The organism is Marinobacterium sp. YM272 (genome assembly GCF_050908845.1).
Lineage (GTDB): Bacteria > Pseudomonadota > Gammaproteobacteria > Pseudomonadales > Balneatricaceae > Marinobacterium_D.
Genome location: NZ_CP194171.1, coordinates 4,318,611 through 4,334,402, shown reverse-complemented (window position 1 = coordinate 4,334,402; position 15,792 = coordinate 4,318,611). Strand labels below are relative to the sequence as shown.

The following is a 15,792-nucleotide window of genomic DNA, read 5'->3' as shown; positions in this document are numbered from 1 at the left end:
GGTTGGAACCGATCAGGCGGAAGCCGTCTTGATCAGATTGGTGTCTTCCTGCTCGGCCTCGATCATGCGATCGATGATGCGGCGGGCCTGAACGCCACCGGCGTCGATATCCAGCTTGAGCAGGTTGCGGTCCGGGAACTCGAGCAGGTTGCGCTGCTGGCGCTCCAGCATCTCAAGATCTTCGGTGAAGATCTTGCCCTGGCCTTCGCGGATCTTCGCGGTCAGCTCGGCGTCCTGCGGCTTGAAGTTACGCGCCATACCCCAGAAGTACCAGTGGCTGGTTTCGGTTTCCGGCGTGATGAAGTCGACAACAATGCTGTTGGCACGTTTGTCGGCCGGTGCATCCGGACCACCTTCACCTTTCAGTGCCACACCAACGTCGATCAGAACGTGGCTCGGCGGAGTGAAGCGGCAGACCTGCCAGCGGTCCACGTCGGCATCAGGGTCCAGATCGTTGGCTTCGAGAGCGGCCTGCCAGAACGGCGGCGCCTTGATATCTTCCATGTAACGGCTGGTGCGAACTTCACCATCGACAACCTTGGTGCGAACCGGTGCTTCGTCGATCTCTTTCTGACCGATGCTGGTGGAGTGCACGTAGGTTTCGTGGGTCAGGTCCATCAGGTTGTCGATCATCAGGCGGTAATCGCACTGGATGTGGAACAGACCGCCACCGTAGGCCCAGTCATCGCTGACAGCCCACTCCAGGTGATGGATTTCGCTCGGGTCGGCCTTGTCGGCGTCGCCCGGCCATACCCAGATAAAGCCGTAACGCTCTTCAACCGGGTAGCTCTTGACGCAGGGGAAACCGCCTACGCGCTGTTTCGGCATGGAGGTGGTCTTGCCGTCACGACCCATCTTCAGGCCGTGGTAACCACAGGTCAGCTGACCGTCTTCAACATAACCGAGGGAAAGCGGTGCGCCGCGGTGCGGGCAGAAGTCTTCGACAGCGGCAACCTTGCCTTCGCCATCGCGGTAAAAAGCCATGCGTTCGCCGCAGATCTGACGGGCCAGCGGCTTATCTGCAAATTCGTCGGGGGTACAAGCGACATACCAGCAGTTTTTCGGGAACATGACAGGGCTCCTAATTTGTGTTTGTTCTACTTATGGATCCAATTTGAGTGAATAATGCACTAGATAGTGTGTGTTTTGCTAGTAATGGATCCAAAAAATTAAGTTGTACTTTAGGTGTATTTACACGGAGCGGGTCCTGCTTATAGCCCGTTTTTTCTGCTTAATACAATGTATTTAAAAGGGTTTTATGAAAATATTTTGCTATTAATCAGGCCGAAGCTGTTCTATAAATTGAATATTGCTGTGCATTTATTGGATCCACACAGGTGTCATAATTGTTTTTTAGGGCGCAGTCTTCAATCCGGACGAACTGGTGTAATGAGCTTCAGTGCCATCAGTAAGTGATATGAGTAAGTGCAATGAACAGATGTGAACAGAAGCGGGGTAGCGACAGCCTATGAGCAGAGCCGGTCAGCGTGTGCTGAGCACTTTGAGGCAGATGATCATTTCCGGTGAACTGGAGGCGGGTGAGCGTATCGCGGAAATTCCCACCGCAGAAAGGCTGGGTGTTTCACGTACGCCGATCCGTATCGCTTTCCGGGCCCTGGAGCAGGAAGGTCTGCTGACCAAGCTGGAACGGCGCGGCTACCGTGTGCGTGAGGTGACCCAGGACGAGGTCAGTGGCGCCATTGAAGTACGCGGGGTGCTGGAAGGTCTGGCCGCACGCCAGGCGGCGGAGCTGGGCGTGTCAGCAGAGATCCGGCGCGGCCTTCTGGAGTGCCTCTCCGAGGGCGATCAGCTGTTCGACAAGGGCTATGTCAGTGAAGAGGATATCGAGGAATATCACGACCTGAATCAGCGCTTCCATGCGCTGATCATAGAGGCGAGCTGCAACCCGGCGATCAGCACGGCCATGTCACGCAACGAGCACCTGCCGTTCGCCTCGGTCACTTCGATCGCCTTCGACCAGAACAATATGAAGCAGGAATACCGCCGCTTTAACTTTGCCCATATGCAGCACCATGCGGTGTTCGATGCGATCGACCGGGGCCAGGGCACCCGTGCCGAGGCAATCATGCGTGAGCATGCCAACGCCACGCTGCGATATGCCGATATTTTCGCTGACAAGGATCCTGACGAGAGTGAGGTTCGGGTGATCGGCAAGGGCGCACCGAGCTCCGATGAGGATGGCTCGGCGGCGCACTGATTGATGCCGCTCAGGCGCTTTTCATTAATGCTGTCGCTATCGCGGCACCCTGGATCGCGGCCGTACAATGACTGCGGCCGTGCGGGAAAGGTAAGCGGCGATCAGGCCGAAATATAAGGTGCACTGCTTACGCGAGCAGGCTCGCGCCGCATGATAATCTCACCCTGACGTACCGACAGCAGCACCTCGCCCTGCTTGCGCAGCACGCTGTAGTCATCTTCACCGTCGAGCAGAATAAAACTGCCCGGCTTGCCGGTTTCGATGCCGTAACGATCCTGTATATTCAGGGTGCGGGCGCTGTTGTCGGTGATCAGGTCCAGCGCGCTCTCGAAGTCGCGGTATCCCATCATCTGGCAGATATGCAGACCGAAATCCAGGCTTCGCAGCAGCTTGCCGTTACCGAGGGAGTACCAGGGATCGAAGATCGAATCCTCGGCGAAGCAGACATTGATGCCCGCTTCACGCAGCTCTTTTACCCGGGTCAGGCCACGACGCTTCGGATAAGTATCAAAGCGACCCTGCAGGTGGATGCTCTCGGTGGGGCAGGAGATAAAGTTGATGCCGGAGTTCTTCAGCAGGCGGAACAGCTTGGAGCAGTAGGCGTTGTCGTAGGAGTGCATCGCCGTGGTGTGGCTGGCGGTGACCCTTGAGCCCAGCTCGTTGAACAGCGCCTCGCAGGCCAGTACCTCGAGGAAGCGGGAGCTGGGATCGTCGATCTCGTCACAGTGCACATCGACCAGGCGGTCATATTTCTTCGCCAGTTCTATGACGGTTTTCATCGACTCGACGCCCAGCTCACGGGTGTATTCGAAATGGGGAATACCGCCGACCACATCGGCGCCAAACTCCAGCGCCTCCTCCATCAGCTTAAGGCCGTTGGGGAAGGAGAGCAGGCCGTCCTGCGGAAACGCCACCACCTGCAGGTCGATCTTGTCTTTCAGCTCATCACGCAGGGTGCAGAGCGTTTTCAGGCCCACCAGGCTGGGGTCGGAGATGTCGGCGTGGCTGCGGATATGCTGCACGCCGTTCTGCACCAGCAGTTCGATGGTTTCCAGTACGCGGCGGCGGATATCGGCCTCGTTCAGCATCGGCTTGCGCTCGCCCCAGCGCTCGATCCCTTCAAACAGCGTACCGCTCTGGTTCCAGTTGGGTTCGCCGGCGGTCAGCGCCGCATCCAGGTGGATATGCGGCTCGACAAACGGCGCGCAGAGCAGCTTGCCACCGGCGTCGATGGCGCCTTCCGGGCATTCTATGCTGCCGCTCTGTTCACTGATCTGGCTGAACAGCCCGGCGGTGATCTCCAGGGTGTGGAGCAGGGGCTTCTGTCGCAGACGGGCATTAACGATTTTCATAGGAACCTCTTCAGTGATCTCCAGCTGTGGGGAGCTGGCTGTCGATATTGTGGTGCTGAAACAGGATTTGCTCGATCAGCAGGGCGTTCTGCAGGTTAAGCCGCACGAAGGCGTCGCCGAGGCGGTGGCCGATCAGCTGCTCTATCCGTTTCAGTCGATGTCTCAAAGTGTTGCGGTGAATGCCCAGGCTCTCGGCGGTCTGCTGCTGGTTGCCGAACAGATTCAGGTATTGGGTCAGGGTCTCTTTCAGCATCAGCGACTGGTCGTCGCGGGCGAAACAGAGGCTGCCAAGCTGCTGCTGGCAGAACTGGGCCAGCAGGTTGCGCTGCGGGATCGCGGCAAACAGCCGGGCGATGCCGAGCTGATCATAGAAAAACAGCCGCTGGCCGCCATGCTGCACGGCGAACTGCACCGCCTGGCGGGACTGCTCCACGGCAGATGACAGCTGGCTCAGGCCCGGCTGCAGATCGCTGGCGCCGGCGTACAGCTGCAGCTCCGGCATCCGGTTCTGAAGCTGATTCAGCGCGGAATCTATTTCGTCGGCCAGGGCGCTGGCGTGGTCTTTCTCGGCGGGCCAGATGGCGATCAGGTCCTGCTCCAGTACCAGTACGGGCCAGTCGATACCGCGCCGTTTGAGCAGTTCGCCGAACTGCTGTTCCAGCTGATTACGCTGGTGGATCAGCTGCCAGTGCTGATCCCGGTCCTCGCTGAGCAGGCGCTGGTGAAAACCGGAGATACGCACCGAGACCACCGCGTAGGGGCGGTTATCGTTCAGGCCCAGCTCGGCAGCGCGCAGGTGGATAAGCTCCGGCGCATCGGCAAAGCCGTTGATCAGCCGGGTCAGGAACAGCTTGGTGGACTGGCCGATCAGGTTGTCCTGCACGATGGCGTTGGAGATCACCTCGGTGACCACTACCATTTTCAGCGAGTAGGGCTGTTCCAGAATCGGGAAATTCAGGGTGTTGGCGAGCTCCAGCACACCGGCAGGAATCTCGCGGATAAATTCGGGCCCGGTGAGGATCACCAGCCCCGCGACCTGATGCTCAACTGCTTCATGTACCAGCTGCTTCAGGTTGGCTTCCGAGCGGGGCCGGTTGATACCGGTGACAAACACCAGTTCGCCGCCTCGAACCCAGGGGGCGATGCAGTCGTTCTCCGCCACGTAGGGCCAGCGGACAGGTCGGTTACCGCCCTGCAGACCGGCCCGGAAGCGGATCTCTTCCAGGCCGGGCAGGCGCGGTATATCGGCGCAGCTTATTGTCATATCAGCCTTCGGCCGCGTCCATTGCCGGGCTGGCAAACGGCATTTTTACCAGGATGCTATAGCAGAGCGCGGCGACGATCACACCCACCAGCGGCGGCAGTACCGGCGAGAAGTAAGCCGCGGCGGAACCTACTACATAGCCACCCAGCCCGATCCAGTTGAACGCCGGCAGACTCACATCGGCGAGCTTTGGATACTTGCCCTTATGGTTGACCCAGAAGTCCGCCATGATCACGCCGCCGATCGGCGGGATGAAGGTGCCGAGCAGTACCAGGAAGGGGATCAGCAGGTTGTACATGCCGCCCACTGCCAGCACGGTGCCGATGGCGGCGCCGGTCACGGTGACGACCTTGCGCTTGTCGGTGCGCAGCAGGTTGCAGCCGGCCACGGCGAAGTTGTAGATGGTGTTGTCCTGGGTGGTCCAGATGTTGAGGAACAGCATCAGCACCGCCAGTACCACAAAGCCCTGGGCCAGCATCACATCGACGATATCCGCCTGCTGGTAGATCATCGCGCCCAGTGCGCCGGTCAGCACCATCAGGCCGTTGCCGACAAAGAACGCAGCCAGGGTCGCGATCACGGCGATCTTCGGCGTTTTGGCAAAGCGGCTCCAGTTGGTGGCCTGGGTACCGCCGCTGATAAAGGTACCGATCACCACGGTGATCGCAGCGGCAAAACTCATGCTTTCCGACGGGCTCTGGCCGAGCAGGCCGGAAACGCCGCCCACATCGACCATGCCGGTGTAGAGGCTGATCAGGATAAACAGCATCATCGCCGGCACGGCAAAGCGCGACAGCAGATCCAGGCCTTTGAAGCCGATCATGGCGGTGATGCAGAACGCCATGCCGAACAGGATCATCAGCGGAATCTCCAGGGATTCCGGCATCCCGGTGGTTTTTACCAGCACCACGGCGATGGTGGCGGTACCCCAGGCGTACCAGCCGATCTGGGTAAAACCGAGCACAAAGTCGGACAGCTTGCTGCCGATCTCGCCGAAACAGAAGCGCCCCATCAGCACAGAGTTAAGACCGCTTTTGCAGGCGATATACGCCAGGGCCGCCGCGTAGGCGCCCAGCAGCAGGTTGCCGATCAGGATCACCAGCATCAGCTCGCCGAAGTCGAAGGCGCTGCCGAGAGATCCGCCCGCCCACATGGTGGCGGTAAAAAAGGTAAAGCCGAGCAGTACAACCGAGGTGGAGAGCAGCCCCTTGCGCTCGCTGTTGGGCACTTCGCTCAACGGGTAATCTGAGTTTTCCATAGCGTGCTCCGCAATGATAATAAGAGTTTGCTTTACGACACTGCACACATAGCAAGGCCTGTTCCAGTCCGGGGTGCGGTGGCGGAGGTGAAGAAAGATTGTGGAATTCCGACGAGTGTTACGTCAATGGCTTGTGCAGAGTGCACAGTAAAGCCGCTGGGGCGCGGAGGCGTTCTGATGTAACACACTGTTCTTGCCCCTCTTCGGTTCATCAAATGTATCATCAGAGTGCGGCGGGGCTGATTGCGGACGGAACTCCCGGCCAGCCGCCGGGATCAGATAATCGCGCAGCCTGTGCTTAAGTCGGCTGGATAAATAACACCCCTGATCGGTTGAAAGGAAAGTAATGCGACTGCGATTTTTTAGTTTCTGGGTCTTGCTGCTGTTGGCGCTGACGCCCCTGCGCGCGGCAACGGATACGGCGCTGCAGACGGCACTGGCGCAGTCGCCCCAGGGCGCCCAGGTGGCGCTGCTGGTGCGGCCGCTGGATGGCGGAGCACTGCAGGCGGAGCATAACAGCGATCTGCTGCTGCCTCCGGCCAGCACTCAGAAGCTGCTCACAGCCCTGGCATCAGAGCTGCAGCTTGGCGCTGATTATCGCTTCAAGACTAGGCTGCTGGGCCAGGGCCGGGTCAAGAACGGCAGTTGGCAGGGTGATCTCAAGCTGCTCCTGAGCGGTGCGCCCGACCTGAGCCGGGCGCAGCTGGGCGAACTGCTGGACCAGCTGCAGGCTAAAGGGATTACGCGGATCGATGGCGATCTGCTGCTCGATGGTCGTGTCTTCAGCGGTTACGAGCGGGCACGGGGCTGGCCCTGGGATAACCTGGGCGTCTGCTACAGCGCCCCGGCGTCGGCTTTCACCATCGAGCACAACTGCGTCGCAGCGAGTCTCGATACAAAGGTGAACGGCAACAAGGCGCGTCTGTTTGTGCCCGAACATCAGCCGGTTGCTGCCGCCGCTGACGTGGAACTGGTCAGTGCCAGCGAGAAGCAGGAGAGCCTCTGCGATCTTAGGCTGGAGCGCGGCCCCGGCAACCGCTATCAGCTGAGTGGCTGTATCACCAAAGCGCAGCGACGTTGGCCGCTGAACTTCGCGGTCAATGATACGGCAGCCTACCTGGGGGATATCCTGCAGCAGGAGCTGCATCAGCGCGGTATTTTGCTTGCCGGCACAACCCGCCGCCTGGAACAGTCAGCCAGCGGCGAGCAGTGGCAGACGCTGGCGCAGGTCAGCTCCGCACCACTGTCTAGCCTGCTCGAAGAGGTGCTGCAGCATTCCGATAACCTCTATGCCGACAACCTGCTGAAGACGCTGGGCGCGCAGCGTAGTGGTATCGGTTCATTCGAGGTTGGCGCCCGCGAGGTCATCCAGATCCTGCGTGAGCAGGCCGGGCTGGAGCTGGGGGTGACTACCCTGAAGGATGGTTCCGGTCTGTCGCGGGATAACCAGCTCAGCGCCCGGCAGCTGGCGGCCGTCCTGAGCTTTCTGAACCGCAATCCGCAGATGGCTGCTTACCAGGCGCTGCCGGTAGCGGGGCAGAACGGTACCCTGAAGTACCGCCGTAGTCTGCGTGAAGCGCCGCTGAGTGGCACCATCCGCGCCAAGAGCGGCACGGTGAACGGTTCCTCCAACCTGGCCGGCTTTCTCCAGGCGGCATCGGGAAAACGCTACCTGTTTGTACTGATGGTATCGGGCATCGCCCGTGGGGATGATCCGGCAGAGATGCGCAGGGCGCGGGCCGAGTTTGAGCGTAACCTGCTGGTCACTATCCATAACCGGGGATGAGTACAGTGCCATGCTGAGCAATAACCTGCTGCGCAAACTGGATATCCAGGATATTGCGATCTTCCTGTCGCTGTTCAAAACGCACAACGCGCGCAAGACCGCCGAGGAGCTCAGCGTCAGTCCGCCCACGGTGAGCTATTCGCTGAAACGCCTGCGCGAAAGCCTTGGCGATGAGCTGTTTGTCCGTGACAGCAGCGGTCTGTTGCCCACGGCGCGGGCGCTCTATATCGAGCCCTACCTGCGCAATGCGCTGGAGGCGATCAACCGTTCAGCAGAAGGCTTGGGCGATGCGGATGACCGGGAACTGCCGCTGGAACTGTGCGTGCCGGAGGCCTTTGAGCTCCTGCTGCTACCCCGTTTGATGAAAGCCGCGCTGGAATGCTCACCGCGCCGCATCCTGCATATGCAGAAGCTGCGTGAAAAACTGCCCACCGAAGAGTTGCTGGCGGGCAAGGTGGACCTGTTCTGCGTGCCCGGTCCCGGCGCCTATTTTCAATTGCATCCGCAGCTGGAACGGCAGCCGCTGTTCGAGGACCGCTTTGTCTGCATGGCGCGGGGCAACAGGCCCAGGCAGATCAGTATCGATGAATATTGCGATGCTCTGCATCTGTATCCCTCACCCTGGCAGTCGCCACGTAACATGGTGGACCTCTGGCTGGAGCAGCTTGGCCGCAGCCGTACGGTGGTGGCCTGGGCCAGTAACTATCAGGCCTGTCTGAATATGCTGGAGCAGTTGCCCTGCATGATGATGCTGCCGGAAAGCCTGCTGCCCGCGCTGCGGATTCCACCTGGAGTACAGATCAACCAGCCGCCGCTGGGCTGCCCCAACTTCACCTTCGATATGGTCTGGGCGCCCTCCAATGACAGCCCCGGGCGGCGCTGGTTGCGGCAGCAACTGGTGCGGATCTGCGAGAGCGAGCTGCAGCTTGGCGGCAGCGGCTGAGTGCACCTCAGGCCAGGGCGGCCAGCTGGCTCCAGGCGGTGCTCAATTCCTTGTCTGCACTTTCCGGCGACAGGTCCAGACCTTGTGCTATTACGCGATGAAAGCGGCTGATACCTAGCAGCCCGAGCAGCTGTTCCAGTGCCGGCAGCTGATGATCATCCTCAGGTGCGAGGATGCCGCCACGGGTGGATACCAGATACACGTCTTTGTCCTTTAGCAGCCCTTTGGGCCCCTCGGCAGTGAACTCGAAACTGACGCCGGCGCGGGCCAGCAGATCGAAATAAGCCTTCAGCTGTGACGGGATCCCGGCGTTATACAGCGGCAGGGCGATCACCACCGCATCGGCCCTGTCGAACTCGTCGATCAGGTCATCGGAGAGACGCCGGTAGATGATCTGGTCGGCGTTCAGCTTATCCACAGGCAGACGCAGCGCATCCCACTGCGACGGGCCGAGGTGGGGTAGCGGGTCGCTGACCAGGTCCCGTGTCAGGAGCCGGGTGCGGGGTTGGTTCTCGATGCGTCGGGCGATAAAGCGCTCACACAGCAGGGAGGATCGGCTGCGCTCGGCGTTGGCGCTGGTCTTCAAGTACAAAAGGCTAGTCATGCTGTTCTCCATCGGTCTTGTATGAATGAGTTTTCCAGACTAGCGACAGGCCAGCCGGCCGGAGTCGGAAAATCCGAACGCGCCTTTTAATCTTTAAACCCCGCCAGTGCGCCGCTGGCGCACTCTGTTCATCTACTCCCCGCGCCCGGCAACGCCTGGGGTGCATAAACAGCTATGGAGAATGATGATGAACAGTTTGATGAAAACGCCGCTCGGCGCGCATCTGATGATGCTGCTCTGGGCTGTGCTGGTGGGCGGATCCTTTCCGTTGGCGGCCACCCTGGATGAAGCGCTGTCGCCGCTCTGGCTGACCGCGGTGCGCTTTCTTATCGCCGCGGCGCTGATGTATCCCTGGGTGGTTAAACAACCTGGCTGGTGGCCGAAGAACACCAGGGCCAGGCTGGGTTACACGCTGCTGGGTGTGTTTCTGGCGGCGTTCTTCGGCTCGCAGTTTATCGCCCTCAACCTGACCTCGGCGCTGTCGGTGGCCGCGCTGTTTGTCACCCTGCCCGCCATCGCCTGGCTGTTGGCCCGGCTGGTGGGTATCGAGCGCTCAGGCGCAGGCCGCCTGCTGGTTTTACTGATCGGTGCTGCCGGCGCGCTGGGGCTGAATCTGCAAGGACGTGCCGGCAGCCTTGGTAGTTTTGGCGCAGGGGAGTGGCTATTTCTGGCCGGCTGTGCGTGCTCGGCCGCTTACTCGGTTTCTTCCCGCGTACTGGTGCTGCGCGACTGGCTGCCGGCCAACCCGCTGCTTGCCACGTTCTGGAGCCTGTTGATAGGCGCACTGCTGATGACAGGCTTGGCGCAGTTCGAATCCGGCGATGGCAGCCAGTTCTGGCAGCTGCTGAGCCTGGGCGATATGGCGGTGCTGGGGTTGCTGGCGCTGTTCGCCAGCTTTATGACGTTCTGGATATTGCAGAGCGCCATGCAGGTGCTGATGCCGAGCAGTGTAGCGGCCTACAGCTACCTGACGCCGCTGGTATCGCTGGGGCTTGCGCTCTATGCGGGCAGCGCGCATCTGAATCCGGTGACCTGGGGCAGTCTGGGGCTGCTGCTGATAACCCTGTGCTGGCTGATCGGGTCGGAGCGGGGCTGTGTTGATGCCCGCTGCCAGCCCGGCCGTAGTTGATCAAACAGGCCACAGGGCAGTCCTGTGGCCTGAAAAGCTTAGATGACCTGAAAAGCTTTTATGGATTAAAAGACTTTGGTCAGCGTCAGGCGCAGCAGGCTGCCTTCGAAATCCTGATCAGCGCTGTATTCGTCGTAAACGGCCAGGTTCAGGCCGGTCATTGTCTGCGGCCAGAAGTAACCGGCTTCGATGCCGATGCCGTGCTTTTCCTGGTCGCCGCCTTCGAGCTGCCAGCGTTCATAACCGGCCAGGCCCACCTCCAGTCCAGTGGCCAGACGTTTGCTCAGTGCCCACTCCAGCAGCAGCTCATCCTCGATGGCGCTGTCGTCGGCGATCGAGTAGCGTCCCAGGGTGCTGAACGCCAGATCCTTGCTGTCGTTGAGGTAGACGTTGCCGCCGAAGGTTAACATGGTTTCGGTGTAACCCAGGCCCGGATCGGCGGGTTCGTCATCCCGGCCGGTCTCGGTCCAGACGCCTATGCCGCCGACGGCATCCCAGCGTTCGCCGTGCCAGCCCAGCACGCTGCCGAAAAAGATATCGCCCAGGCCCCACTCGTCGCTCTCAAGCGCGCCACCGGCGATGGACAGGTCGGTCTGGATAACCGGGATGATGGTTTCAAAGGTGAGGTCGCCGCCCAGGAGTTTCTGCTCGGTCACCCAGATAAAGCGGTTGGCCAGGGCGTTGACGCTAACCTCGCTATCGGCGGGCAGTGCCGTGTTTTCGTCTGCGTCGTAGCGCACGGCGTAGCCTTTGTAGTAAAGGCCGGGGCCCGGCACGACAGCGGCGCGGATCGCCTCGACACCCGGCGTATAGTGGCCGGCGCTGGCGGCGGCAGGAAAGACGGAGGCGAGAGCAGCGGCTAGTATTGTTTTTTTCATTGTGGTGTTTTTCTCCAGGTTCACGGGTTGTCGGCAGGGTTAAAAAGGGCGTGCCGCAGGGGCTGCACGCCAATCCCGAGGCGACAACAACGGAAAACGGGGTTGATAAGGGGGCCGGCACGGAGAGAGGGTCGGCTCCGTGCCGGTTCGGGGGTTAAAGTGTGAAGTCGTTGTTCAGGTCGATGCCCGACTTGCCCGGCGACAGAATGTTGTTCGGGTCCAGTGCACGCTTGATGGCGTGTTCAACCCGTCGTTTCGTTGTGCCGTAGCTCTGCGCGACCCGGTCCTGGAACTGGGTGTTGACCCGGTAAACGGCGTAACCGCGTTTCTCGAACTCATCGAGAAGCTCGTTGAAGCACGCCTCGGCGCGGGCGCGTTCCTCGTCGTTGGTGCGGTCATAGAGCACGTCGATCACGTGGTGCATATCGCGCCAGCCGACGATGAACTCGCCGACATAATCCAGGCCGTGTTTGTTGAGGATCTGTTTCGCCAGCCCGTACTGTTTGTCGCATTCACTGCCTCGCGCCTGGCTGACCGGTGCGAACCACATGGAGCCACCGCCGCCGCGCCAGTTGTACAGGCCAAACTCCTGCAGGTTGGGTACGCCGGTCATCAGCTTGGAGCGGTAGGTGAACGGCTCGGTGCCGCCGGCTTCCTCCGCGGTCACCAGCTTGCCTTTGCCCAGCTGCTTGAGCGCGCCCTGGACGATGTTCCAGTTCACCTCGACCTGTTCCGGCGTACCGTACAGGCAGGCGTAGACGTTCCAGGCACCCAGGTCCTTGTCCTTCTGGATCTGCTTGAGGATCGCCTCGGAGGTGGCGCCCGGTTCATCGGTATAGTCCGAGCGGCGGGTGTTGCAGGTGGCGGCCTCCCAGAGTACGCCGGCAATCACCACGGCGTTGGGGATCACCTGAGCGATGCGCAGCGGACGGATGAACTCGACGATCTCGGCGATATCGGTATCTTCCTCGAACTTGATCTCGAACGGCTTGGAAACCGGTGGCTTGGGCATCAGCCAGAAACCCAGCTTGGTGCAGATGCCGTAGTTGGCCTGGGTGAACATGCCGTCCAGCGTCGGGCCATAGCCCCACTTGAACACCTGCCAGGCATTGTCGCCCTCGACGCCACCCATGCCGCTGCGATAGATCTCGCCGTTGGCCAGGACCAGCTCCATACCGCACTGCATCAGGAAGTGCTCGCCGTACGGGGTGTAGCCGACACCCCGGTCCATGGTGTTGCCCAGGGGACCGGCGATGGCGGAAGGTGCCGGGAAGGAGAGCATCAACGGCAGGTTGTTCTCCTCCAGGTAGTCGTAAAGCTGCTGATAGGTGACACCCGGCTCCACCAGTGCGGTACCCAGATCCGCATCGATATGGATGATTTTGTTCATCTTTTTAAGGTCCAGCACCACCTGGCCGCGCTGGCCGGGAGCGGCGCTGCCGTAGCCGAAGTTGTTGCCGGTGGAGATGGTCCACACCGGGATGCCGTAGCGGTTACAGATCCGGACCACGCCCTGCACCTGCTCTACGCTGGTGGCGGTGACCGCGGCAGAAGGGGTGTTCCGCTCCACATCGCCGGGCATCATGATCTTGGTGTAGGGGGTGAGCTGTTCGCTCTGGATCAGTACATTCTCCTCACCCAGCAGGGCGCGGAACTCTTTGACGGCGGCGTCGAAATCACCGGCGCTGACATCTTTGGGCAGAACGGTATTGGTTTGCTGACTCATCGTTTCAAACCTCAATTACAAAAGAGACAAAGTGGCCTTCAAGGCGCTCGCTGCGCAGCTCCAGGGTGGCGCTATCAACGACGGCGCCCGGTGCTGCCAGCGCATAGCCAAGGTGGCTGGCCCAGCGCGTGGAGAGCCTGCCGGCGCGTTTGCCAGCCAGGTCGAGATTGCGCTTGTGTGAGAAGGGCTGGCGCGCACTCAATGCAAAGCCGGCCGGGGAGTGCTGGAGCTGTTCACCCAGCTCCAGAGCGGCTCCCTGTGTACCCTGGCTGTTGATGACCTGGTGTCGGGTCTGGCCGCGGCTAATGGCGTGCTCGCCGAGCCAGTGCAGGCGGGCGCCGGCGCGGCGGGCCTGGGCGATAAGCAGCTCACCAAGGGCATCGTCGACCATGCCGATCAGGCGTATCGGGCGGCCGCTGTTAAGCGCGGCAACAGCCGGGTCCAGCAGGTTGCTGTGGTCGGCGCGGAGCTTGCGCAGCGAAGTGCCGTTACCCAGAGCCGCCTGGACACCTGCGCCGAAGCTGGCCTCGACAGCGGCGTCGCTGCTGAGCAGCAGAGTCGCCACGCTGCTGGCGGGGTTCAGGCCTGAGGCCGCCCGGGACAGGGCTGGCGCGCCGAGCAGGGCGCCGCCGACGCCGGAGGCCAGCGCGCTCTTGAGGAGAAAACGTCGTTTCGGATCCATCGCTTACTCCTCCCCGGTCGCAGGGCTCTGGTTGATAAATTCAGCCACCGACAGCAGAGCCTGATCGTCGATAAAGGATGAGCGCAGTGCCGGCATGGCACGGAAACCATGGCGCACGATGGCGGTGATATAGGCCGGCGGCAGCTGGCGCCCCTTGATCACTGGGCCTATGCCTTTTTCATGGCAGTGACCGCACACCTTGGCGTAAACCTGTTCACCGTCTTTCCAGGGGCTTTCGGCCTGTGCCAGCGTGCTGCCCGTAAGCAGGACCGCTGCCAGGATAAGTGGGCGCATGAATGGTCGTTTTATTGTCGTTGTCATCGCTATCTCCTCGCCATCAGAAGGGGTAGTGGCGCTGTTCGTGCTGCAGGGTGATCCAGTGATCGGTGGTGAACTCGTCGATCGCCCAGTCACCGTTGAAGCGGCCGACACCGGAGTTTTTCTCGCCGCCGAACGGGGCGTTGGCGTCATCATTGACCGGGATGTCGTTGATATGGGTCATACCGGCGCGGATACCGAGGGCGAAGCGGGTTCCGCGTTCAAGGCTTGAGGTAAATACAGCGCTGGAAAGGCCGTAATCGGACTGGTTTGCCAGGCTGAGGGCGTGTGCTTCATCAGCTGCACACTGGATACCCACCAGCGGCCCAAAGATCTCGTTAAAGGCGATATCCATATCCGGCGTTACATCGGCAAAGACGTGGGGTGGCAGAAGGTTGCCCTGAGCCTCGCCGGAAACCAGCAGGCGGGCACCTTCGGCCTGGGCCTTTTCGATCTTTGTGATCAGGCCCTCGAGCTGACGCTGGTTGATAACCGGGCCGATCGCGGTGTCGATCCGGTCAGGATCGCCCACGCTCAGCTCGCGTACTCGCGCAGCGAAGCGTTCACAGAACTGCGCATAAAGTGGCTCTTCAACAATGATGCGGTTGATCGCCATGCAGATCTGGCCGTTATGCAGAAACTTGCCGAAAACCGCCGCATTCACCGCCTGCTCCAGGTCAGCATCGGCGAGTACCACGAACGGGCTGTTGCCGCCCAGCTCCAACGCTACATGTTTGAGTGTGTCGCCGCCGCTGGCGATACGGCCGATATTGCGGCCCACCTCGGTGGAGCCGGTAAAGGAGATCAGGGCCGGAACCGGATGCTCGACGAAGGCGTCGCCGATCTCGGACCCCGAGCCGACAACAACACTGAACAGGCCCGCGGGAAGGCCGGCTTCCTCGAAGATGCGGGCCAGTAGCAGGCCGCCGCTGACCGGCGTATCACTGGCCGGCTTGACCACAACCGCGTTGCCCAGTGCCAGAGCCGGCGCGATGGAGCGTTGGGTCAGGTGCAGGGGGAAGTTCCAGGGGCTGATGACGCCGACCACGCCCAGCGGTCTGCGGTATACCCGGCTCTCCTTGCTGGCCACGCTGGATTCCAGGATGCGGCCGTGAACGCGGTTCGGCATGCTGGCCGCTTCCAGTGTGATGGCGCGGGCGGCGCCCCACTCGATGCTGGCCTTGAGACGGGTGCTGCCGGATTCGCGGATCAGCCAGTCGATGATCTCGTCACGACGCTGGTCAAAGATCTGCACCGCGTTATAGAGGACCTGGGCGCGTTCGCCGGCGGGCAGGGCTGCCCAGGCGTGTTGCGCCTCGCTGGCCTTGACGAAGGCGGCGTCCAGATCGGCACGGTTGGCCAGGGGGATCTCCAGCAGTGACTCGCTGTTGTAGGGGTTGGTGACCGTCAGAACACGGCCGCTGCTGCCGTTGCGCCAGTCTCCGGCGAGGGGCTGGAGCGCAAGGTTTTGATACGCGTTGGGTGTCTCTTTCATTGTTATCTCTCAGATGACGGGGTTGCCTGTAAGCACTAAGAGGCTGGACCCGCTGGATTTCTTATATGGCGCTGAGGGTGGGGCCCGTCAGACGCTCTCGTTGGGATCGCGAAAATCCACAGCGCCTTAAAGCAAACCG

Annotated in this window: 14 protein-coding genes; 4 read left to right on the top strand and 10 right to left on the bottom strand. The window is 61.1% G+C overall.

Translation table 11 applies throughout. The features are described from left to right. Nucleotides 1-12: 12 nt before the first annotated feature. Nucleotides 13-1,071 (bottom strand): Rieske 2Fe-2S domain-containing protein, encoded by a 1,059-nt coding sequence (locus ACQUQP_RS19465; protein ID WP_432696689.1) that lies wholly within the window; start codon nucleotides 1,069-1,071, stop codon nucleotides 13-15. Between the two features lie 397 nt (nucleotides 1,072-1,468). Here ACQUQP_RS19465 and ACQUQP_RS19460 point away from each other — a divergent pair, with 397 nt between their 5' ends. After that, complete coding sequence (locus ACQUQP_RS19460) at nucleotides 1,469-2,218, top strand: GntR family transcriptional regulator (protein WP_432696688.1); 750 nt, start codon at nucleotides 1,469-1,471, stop codon at nucleotides 2,216-2,218. A 101-nt stretch (nucleotides 2,219-2,319) separates the two neighbouring features. On the opposite strand, the gene codA is transcribed toward ACQUQP_RS19460, so the two are convergent. Genes codA through codB form a run of 3 tightly spaced genes read right to left on the bottom strand, consistent with a single transcriptional unit; the run spans nucleotide 2,320 to nucleotide 6,092 of the window. Further along, on the bottom strand, nucleotides 2,320-3,570 hold the full coding sequence (codA, locus tag ACQUQP_RS19455) for a cytosine deaminase (RefSeq protein ID WP_432696687.1): 1,251 nt from the start codon (nucleotides 3,568-3,570) through the stop codon (nucleotides 2,320-2,322). 10 nt (nucleotides 3,571-3,580) lie between these two features. Continuing rightward, nucleotides 3,581-4,834 carry a PucR family transcriptional regulator gene (locus tag ACQUQP_RS19450; protein ID WP_432696686.1) on the bottom strand — a complete coding sequence of 418 codons (1,254 nt, stop codon included), beginning with the start codon at nucleotides 4,832-4,834 and terminating at the stop codon, nucleotides 3,581-3,583. Between the two features lies 1 nt (nucleotide 4,835). Next, entirely contained in the window at nucleotides 4,836-6,092 is a 1,257-nt protein-coding gene (gene codB / locus ACQUQP_RS19445; RefSeq protein WP_432696685.1) for a cytosine permease, read from the bottom strand. Between the two features lie 346 nt (nucleotides 6,093-6,438). On the opposite strand from codB, the gene dacB reads away from it, so the two are divergent. Beyond that, nucleotides 6,439-7,878 (top strand): D-alanyl-D-alanine carboxypeptidase/D-alanyl-D-alanine endopeptidase, encoded by a 1,440-nt coding sequence (gene dacB / locus ACQUQP_RS19440; RefSeq protein WP_432696684.1) that lies wholly within the window; start codon nucleotides 6,439-6,441, stop codon nucleotides 7,876-7,878. Between the two features lie 10 nt (nucleotides 7,879-7,888). Beyond that, nucleotides 7,889-8,821 (top strand): LysR substrate-binding domain-containing protein, encoded by a 933-nt coding sequence (locus ACQUQP_RS19435; RefSeq protein WP_432696683.1) that lies wholly within the window; start codon nucleotides 7,889-7,891, stop codon nucleotides 8,819-8,821. 7 nt (nucleotides 8,822-8,828) lie between these two features. On the opposite strand, the gene ACQUQP_RS19430 is transcribed toward ACQUQP_RS19435, so the two are convergent. After that, nucleotides 8,829-9,425, bottom strand: coding sequence for an FMN-dependent NADH-azoreductase (locus ACQUQP_RS19430; protein WP_432696682.1), 597 nt, complete (start codon nucleotides 9,423-9,425; stop codon nucleotides 8,829-8,831). A gap of 187 nt (nucleotides 9,426-9,612) precedes the next feature. On the opposite strand from ACQUQP_RS19430, the gene ACQUQP_RS19425 reads away from it, so the two are divergent. Continuing rightward, a complete protein-coding gene (locus tag ACQUQP_RS19425; RefSeq protein WP_432696681.1) occupies nucleotides 9,613-10,554 on the top strand; it encodes a DMT family transporter in 942 nt (313 codons plus the stop codon). 65 nt (nucleotides 10,555-10,619) lie between these two features. On the opposite strand, the gene ACQUQP_RS19420 is transcribed toward ACQUQP_RS19425, so the two are convergent. From ACQUQP_RS19420 to ACQUQP_RS19400, 5 genes are all read right to left on the bottom strand, one after another. Continuing rightward, entirely contained in the window at nucleotides 10,620-11,432 is an 813-nt protein-coding gene (locus ACQUQP_RS19420) for a SphA family protein (protein ID WP_432696680.1), read from the bottom strand. Between the two features lie 154 nt (nucleotides 11,433-11,586). Next, nucleotides 11,587-13,158 carry an FAD-binding oxidoreductase gene (locus ACQUQP_RS19415; protein WP_432696679.1) on the bottom strand — a complete coding sequence of 524 codons (1,572 nt, stop codon included), beginning with the start codon at nucleotides 13,156-13,158 and terminating at the stop codon, nucleotides 11,587-11,589. A gap of 4 nt (nucleotides 13,159-13,162) precedes the next feature. Next, complete coding sequence (locus ACQUQP_RS19410; RefSeq protein ID WP_432696678.1) at nucleotides 13,163-13,840, bottom strand: hypothetical protein; 678 nt, start codon at nucleotides 13,838-13,840, stop codon at nucleotides 13,163-13,165. A 3-nt stretch (nucleotides 13,841-13,843) separates the two neighbouring features. Continuing rightward, nucleotides 13,844-14,161: a c-type cytochrome gene (locus tag ACQUQP_RS19405; RefSeq protein ID WP_432696677.1), complete on the bottom strand. Its 318-nt coding sequence runs from the start codon at nucleotides 14,159-14,161 to the stop codon at nucleotides 13,844-13,846. Nucleotides 14,162-14,177: 16 nt separating this feature from the next. After that, on the bottom strand, nucleotides 14,178-15,653 hold the full coding sequence (locus ACQUQP_RS19400) for an aldehyde dehydrogenase family protein (RefSeq protein WP_432696676.1): 1,476 nt from the start codon (nucleotides 15,651-15,653) through the stop codon (nucleotides 14,178-14,180). Nucleotides 15,654-15,792 lie beyond the last annotated feature (139 nt).

Bases quoted from the DNA above. Each gene is read 5' to 3' on its own strand.
- ACQUQP_RS19465 (WP_432696689.1), bottom strand. From the start codon at position 1,071: ATGTTCCCGAAAAACTGCTGGTATGTCGCTTGTACCCCCGACGAATTT.
- ACQUQP_RS19460 (WP_432696688.1), top strand. From the start codon at position 1,469: ATGAGCAGAGCCGGTCAGCGTGTGCTGAGCACTTTGAGGCAGATGATC.
- codA (WP_432696687.1), bottom strand. From the start codon at position 3,570: ATGAAAATCGTTAATGCCCGTCTGCGACAGAAGCCCCTGCTCCACACC.
- ACQUQP_RS19450 (WP_432696686.1), bottom strand. From the start codon at position 4,834: ATGACAATAAGCTGCGCCGATATACCGCGCCTGCCCGGCCTGGAAGAG.
- codB (WP_432696685.1), bottom strand. From the start codon at position 6,092: ATGGAAAACTCAGATTACCCGTTGAGCGAAGTGCCCAACAGCGAGCGC.
- dacB (WP_432696684.1), top strand. From the start codon at position 6,439: ATGCGACTGCGATTTTTTAGTTTCTGGGTCTTGCTGCTGTTGGCGCTG.
- ACQUQP_RS19435 (WP_432696683.1), top strand. From the start codon at position 7,889: ATGCTGAGCAATAACCTGCTGCGCAAACTGGATATCCAGGATATTGCG.
- ACQUQP_RS19430 (WP_432696682.1), bottom strand. From the start codon at position 9,425: ATGACTAGCCTTTTGTACTTGAAGACCAGCGCCAACGCCGAGCGCAGC.
- ACQUQP_RS19425 (WP_432696681.1), top strand. From the start codon at position 9,613: ATGAACAGTTTGATGAAAACGCCGCTCGGCGCGCATCTGATGATGCTG.
- ACQUQP_RS19420 (WP_432696680.1), bottom strand. From the start codon at position 11,432: ATGAAAAAAACAATACTAGCCGCTGCTCTCGCCTCCGTCTTTCCTGCC.
- ACQUQP_RS19415 (WP_432696679.1), bottom strand. From the start codon at position 13,158: ATGAGTCAGCAAACCAATACCGTTCTGCCCAAAGATGTCAGCGCCGGT.
- ACQUQP_RS19410 (WP_432696678.1), bottom strand. From the start codon at position 13,840: ATGGATCCGAAACGACGTTTTCTCCTCAAGAGCGCGCTGGCCTCCGGC.
- ACQUQP_RS19405 (WP_432696677.1), bottom strand. From the start codon at position 14,161: ATGACAACGACAATAAAACGACCATTCATGCGCCCACTTATCCTGGCA.
- ACQUQP_RS19400 (WP_432696676.1), bottom strand. From the start codon at position 15,653: ATGAAAGAGACACCCAACGCGTATCAAAACCTTGCGCTCCAGCCCCTC.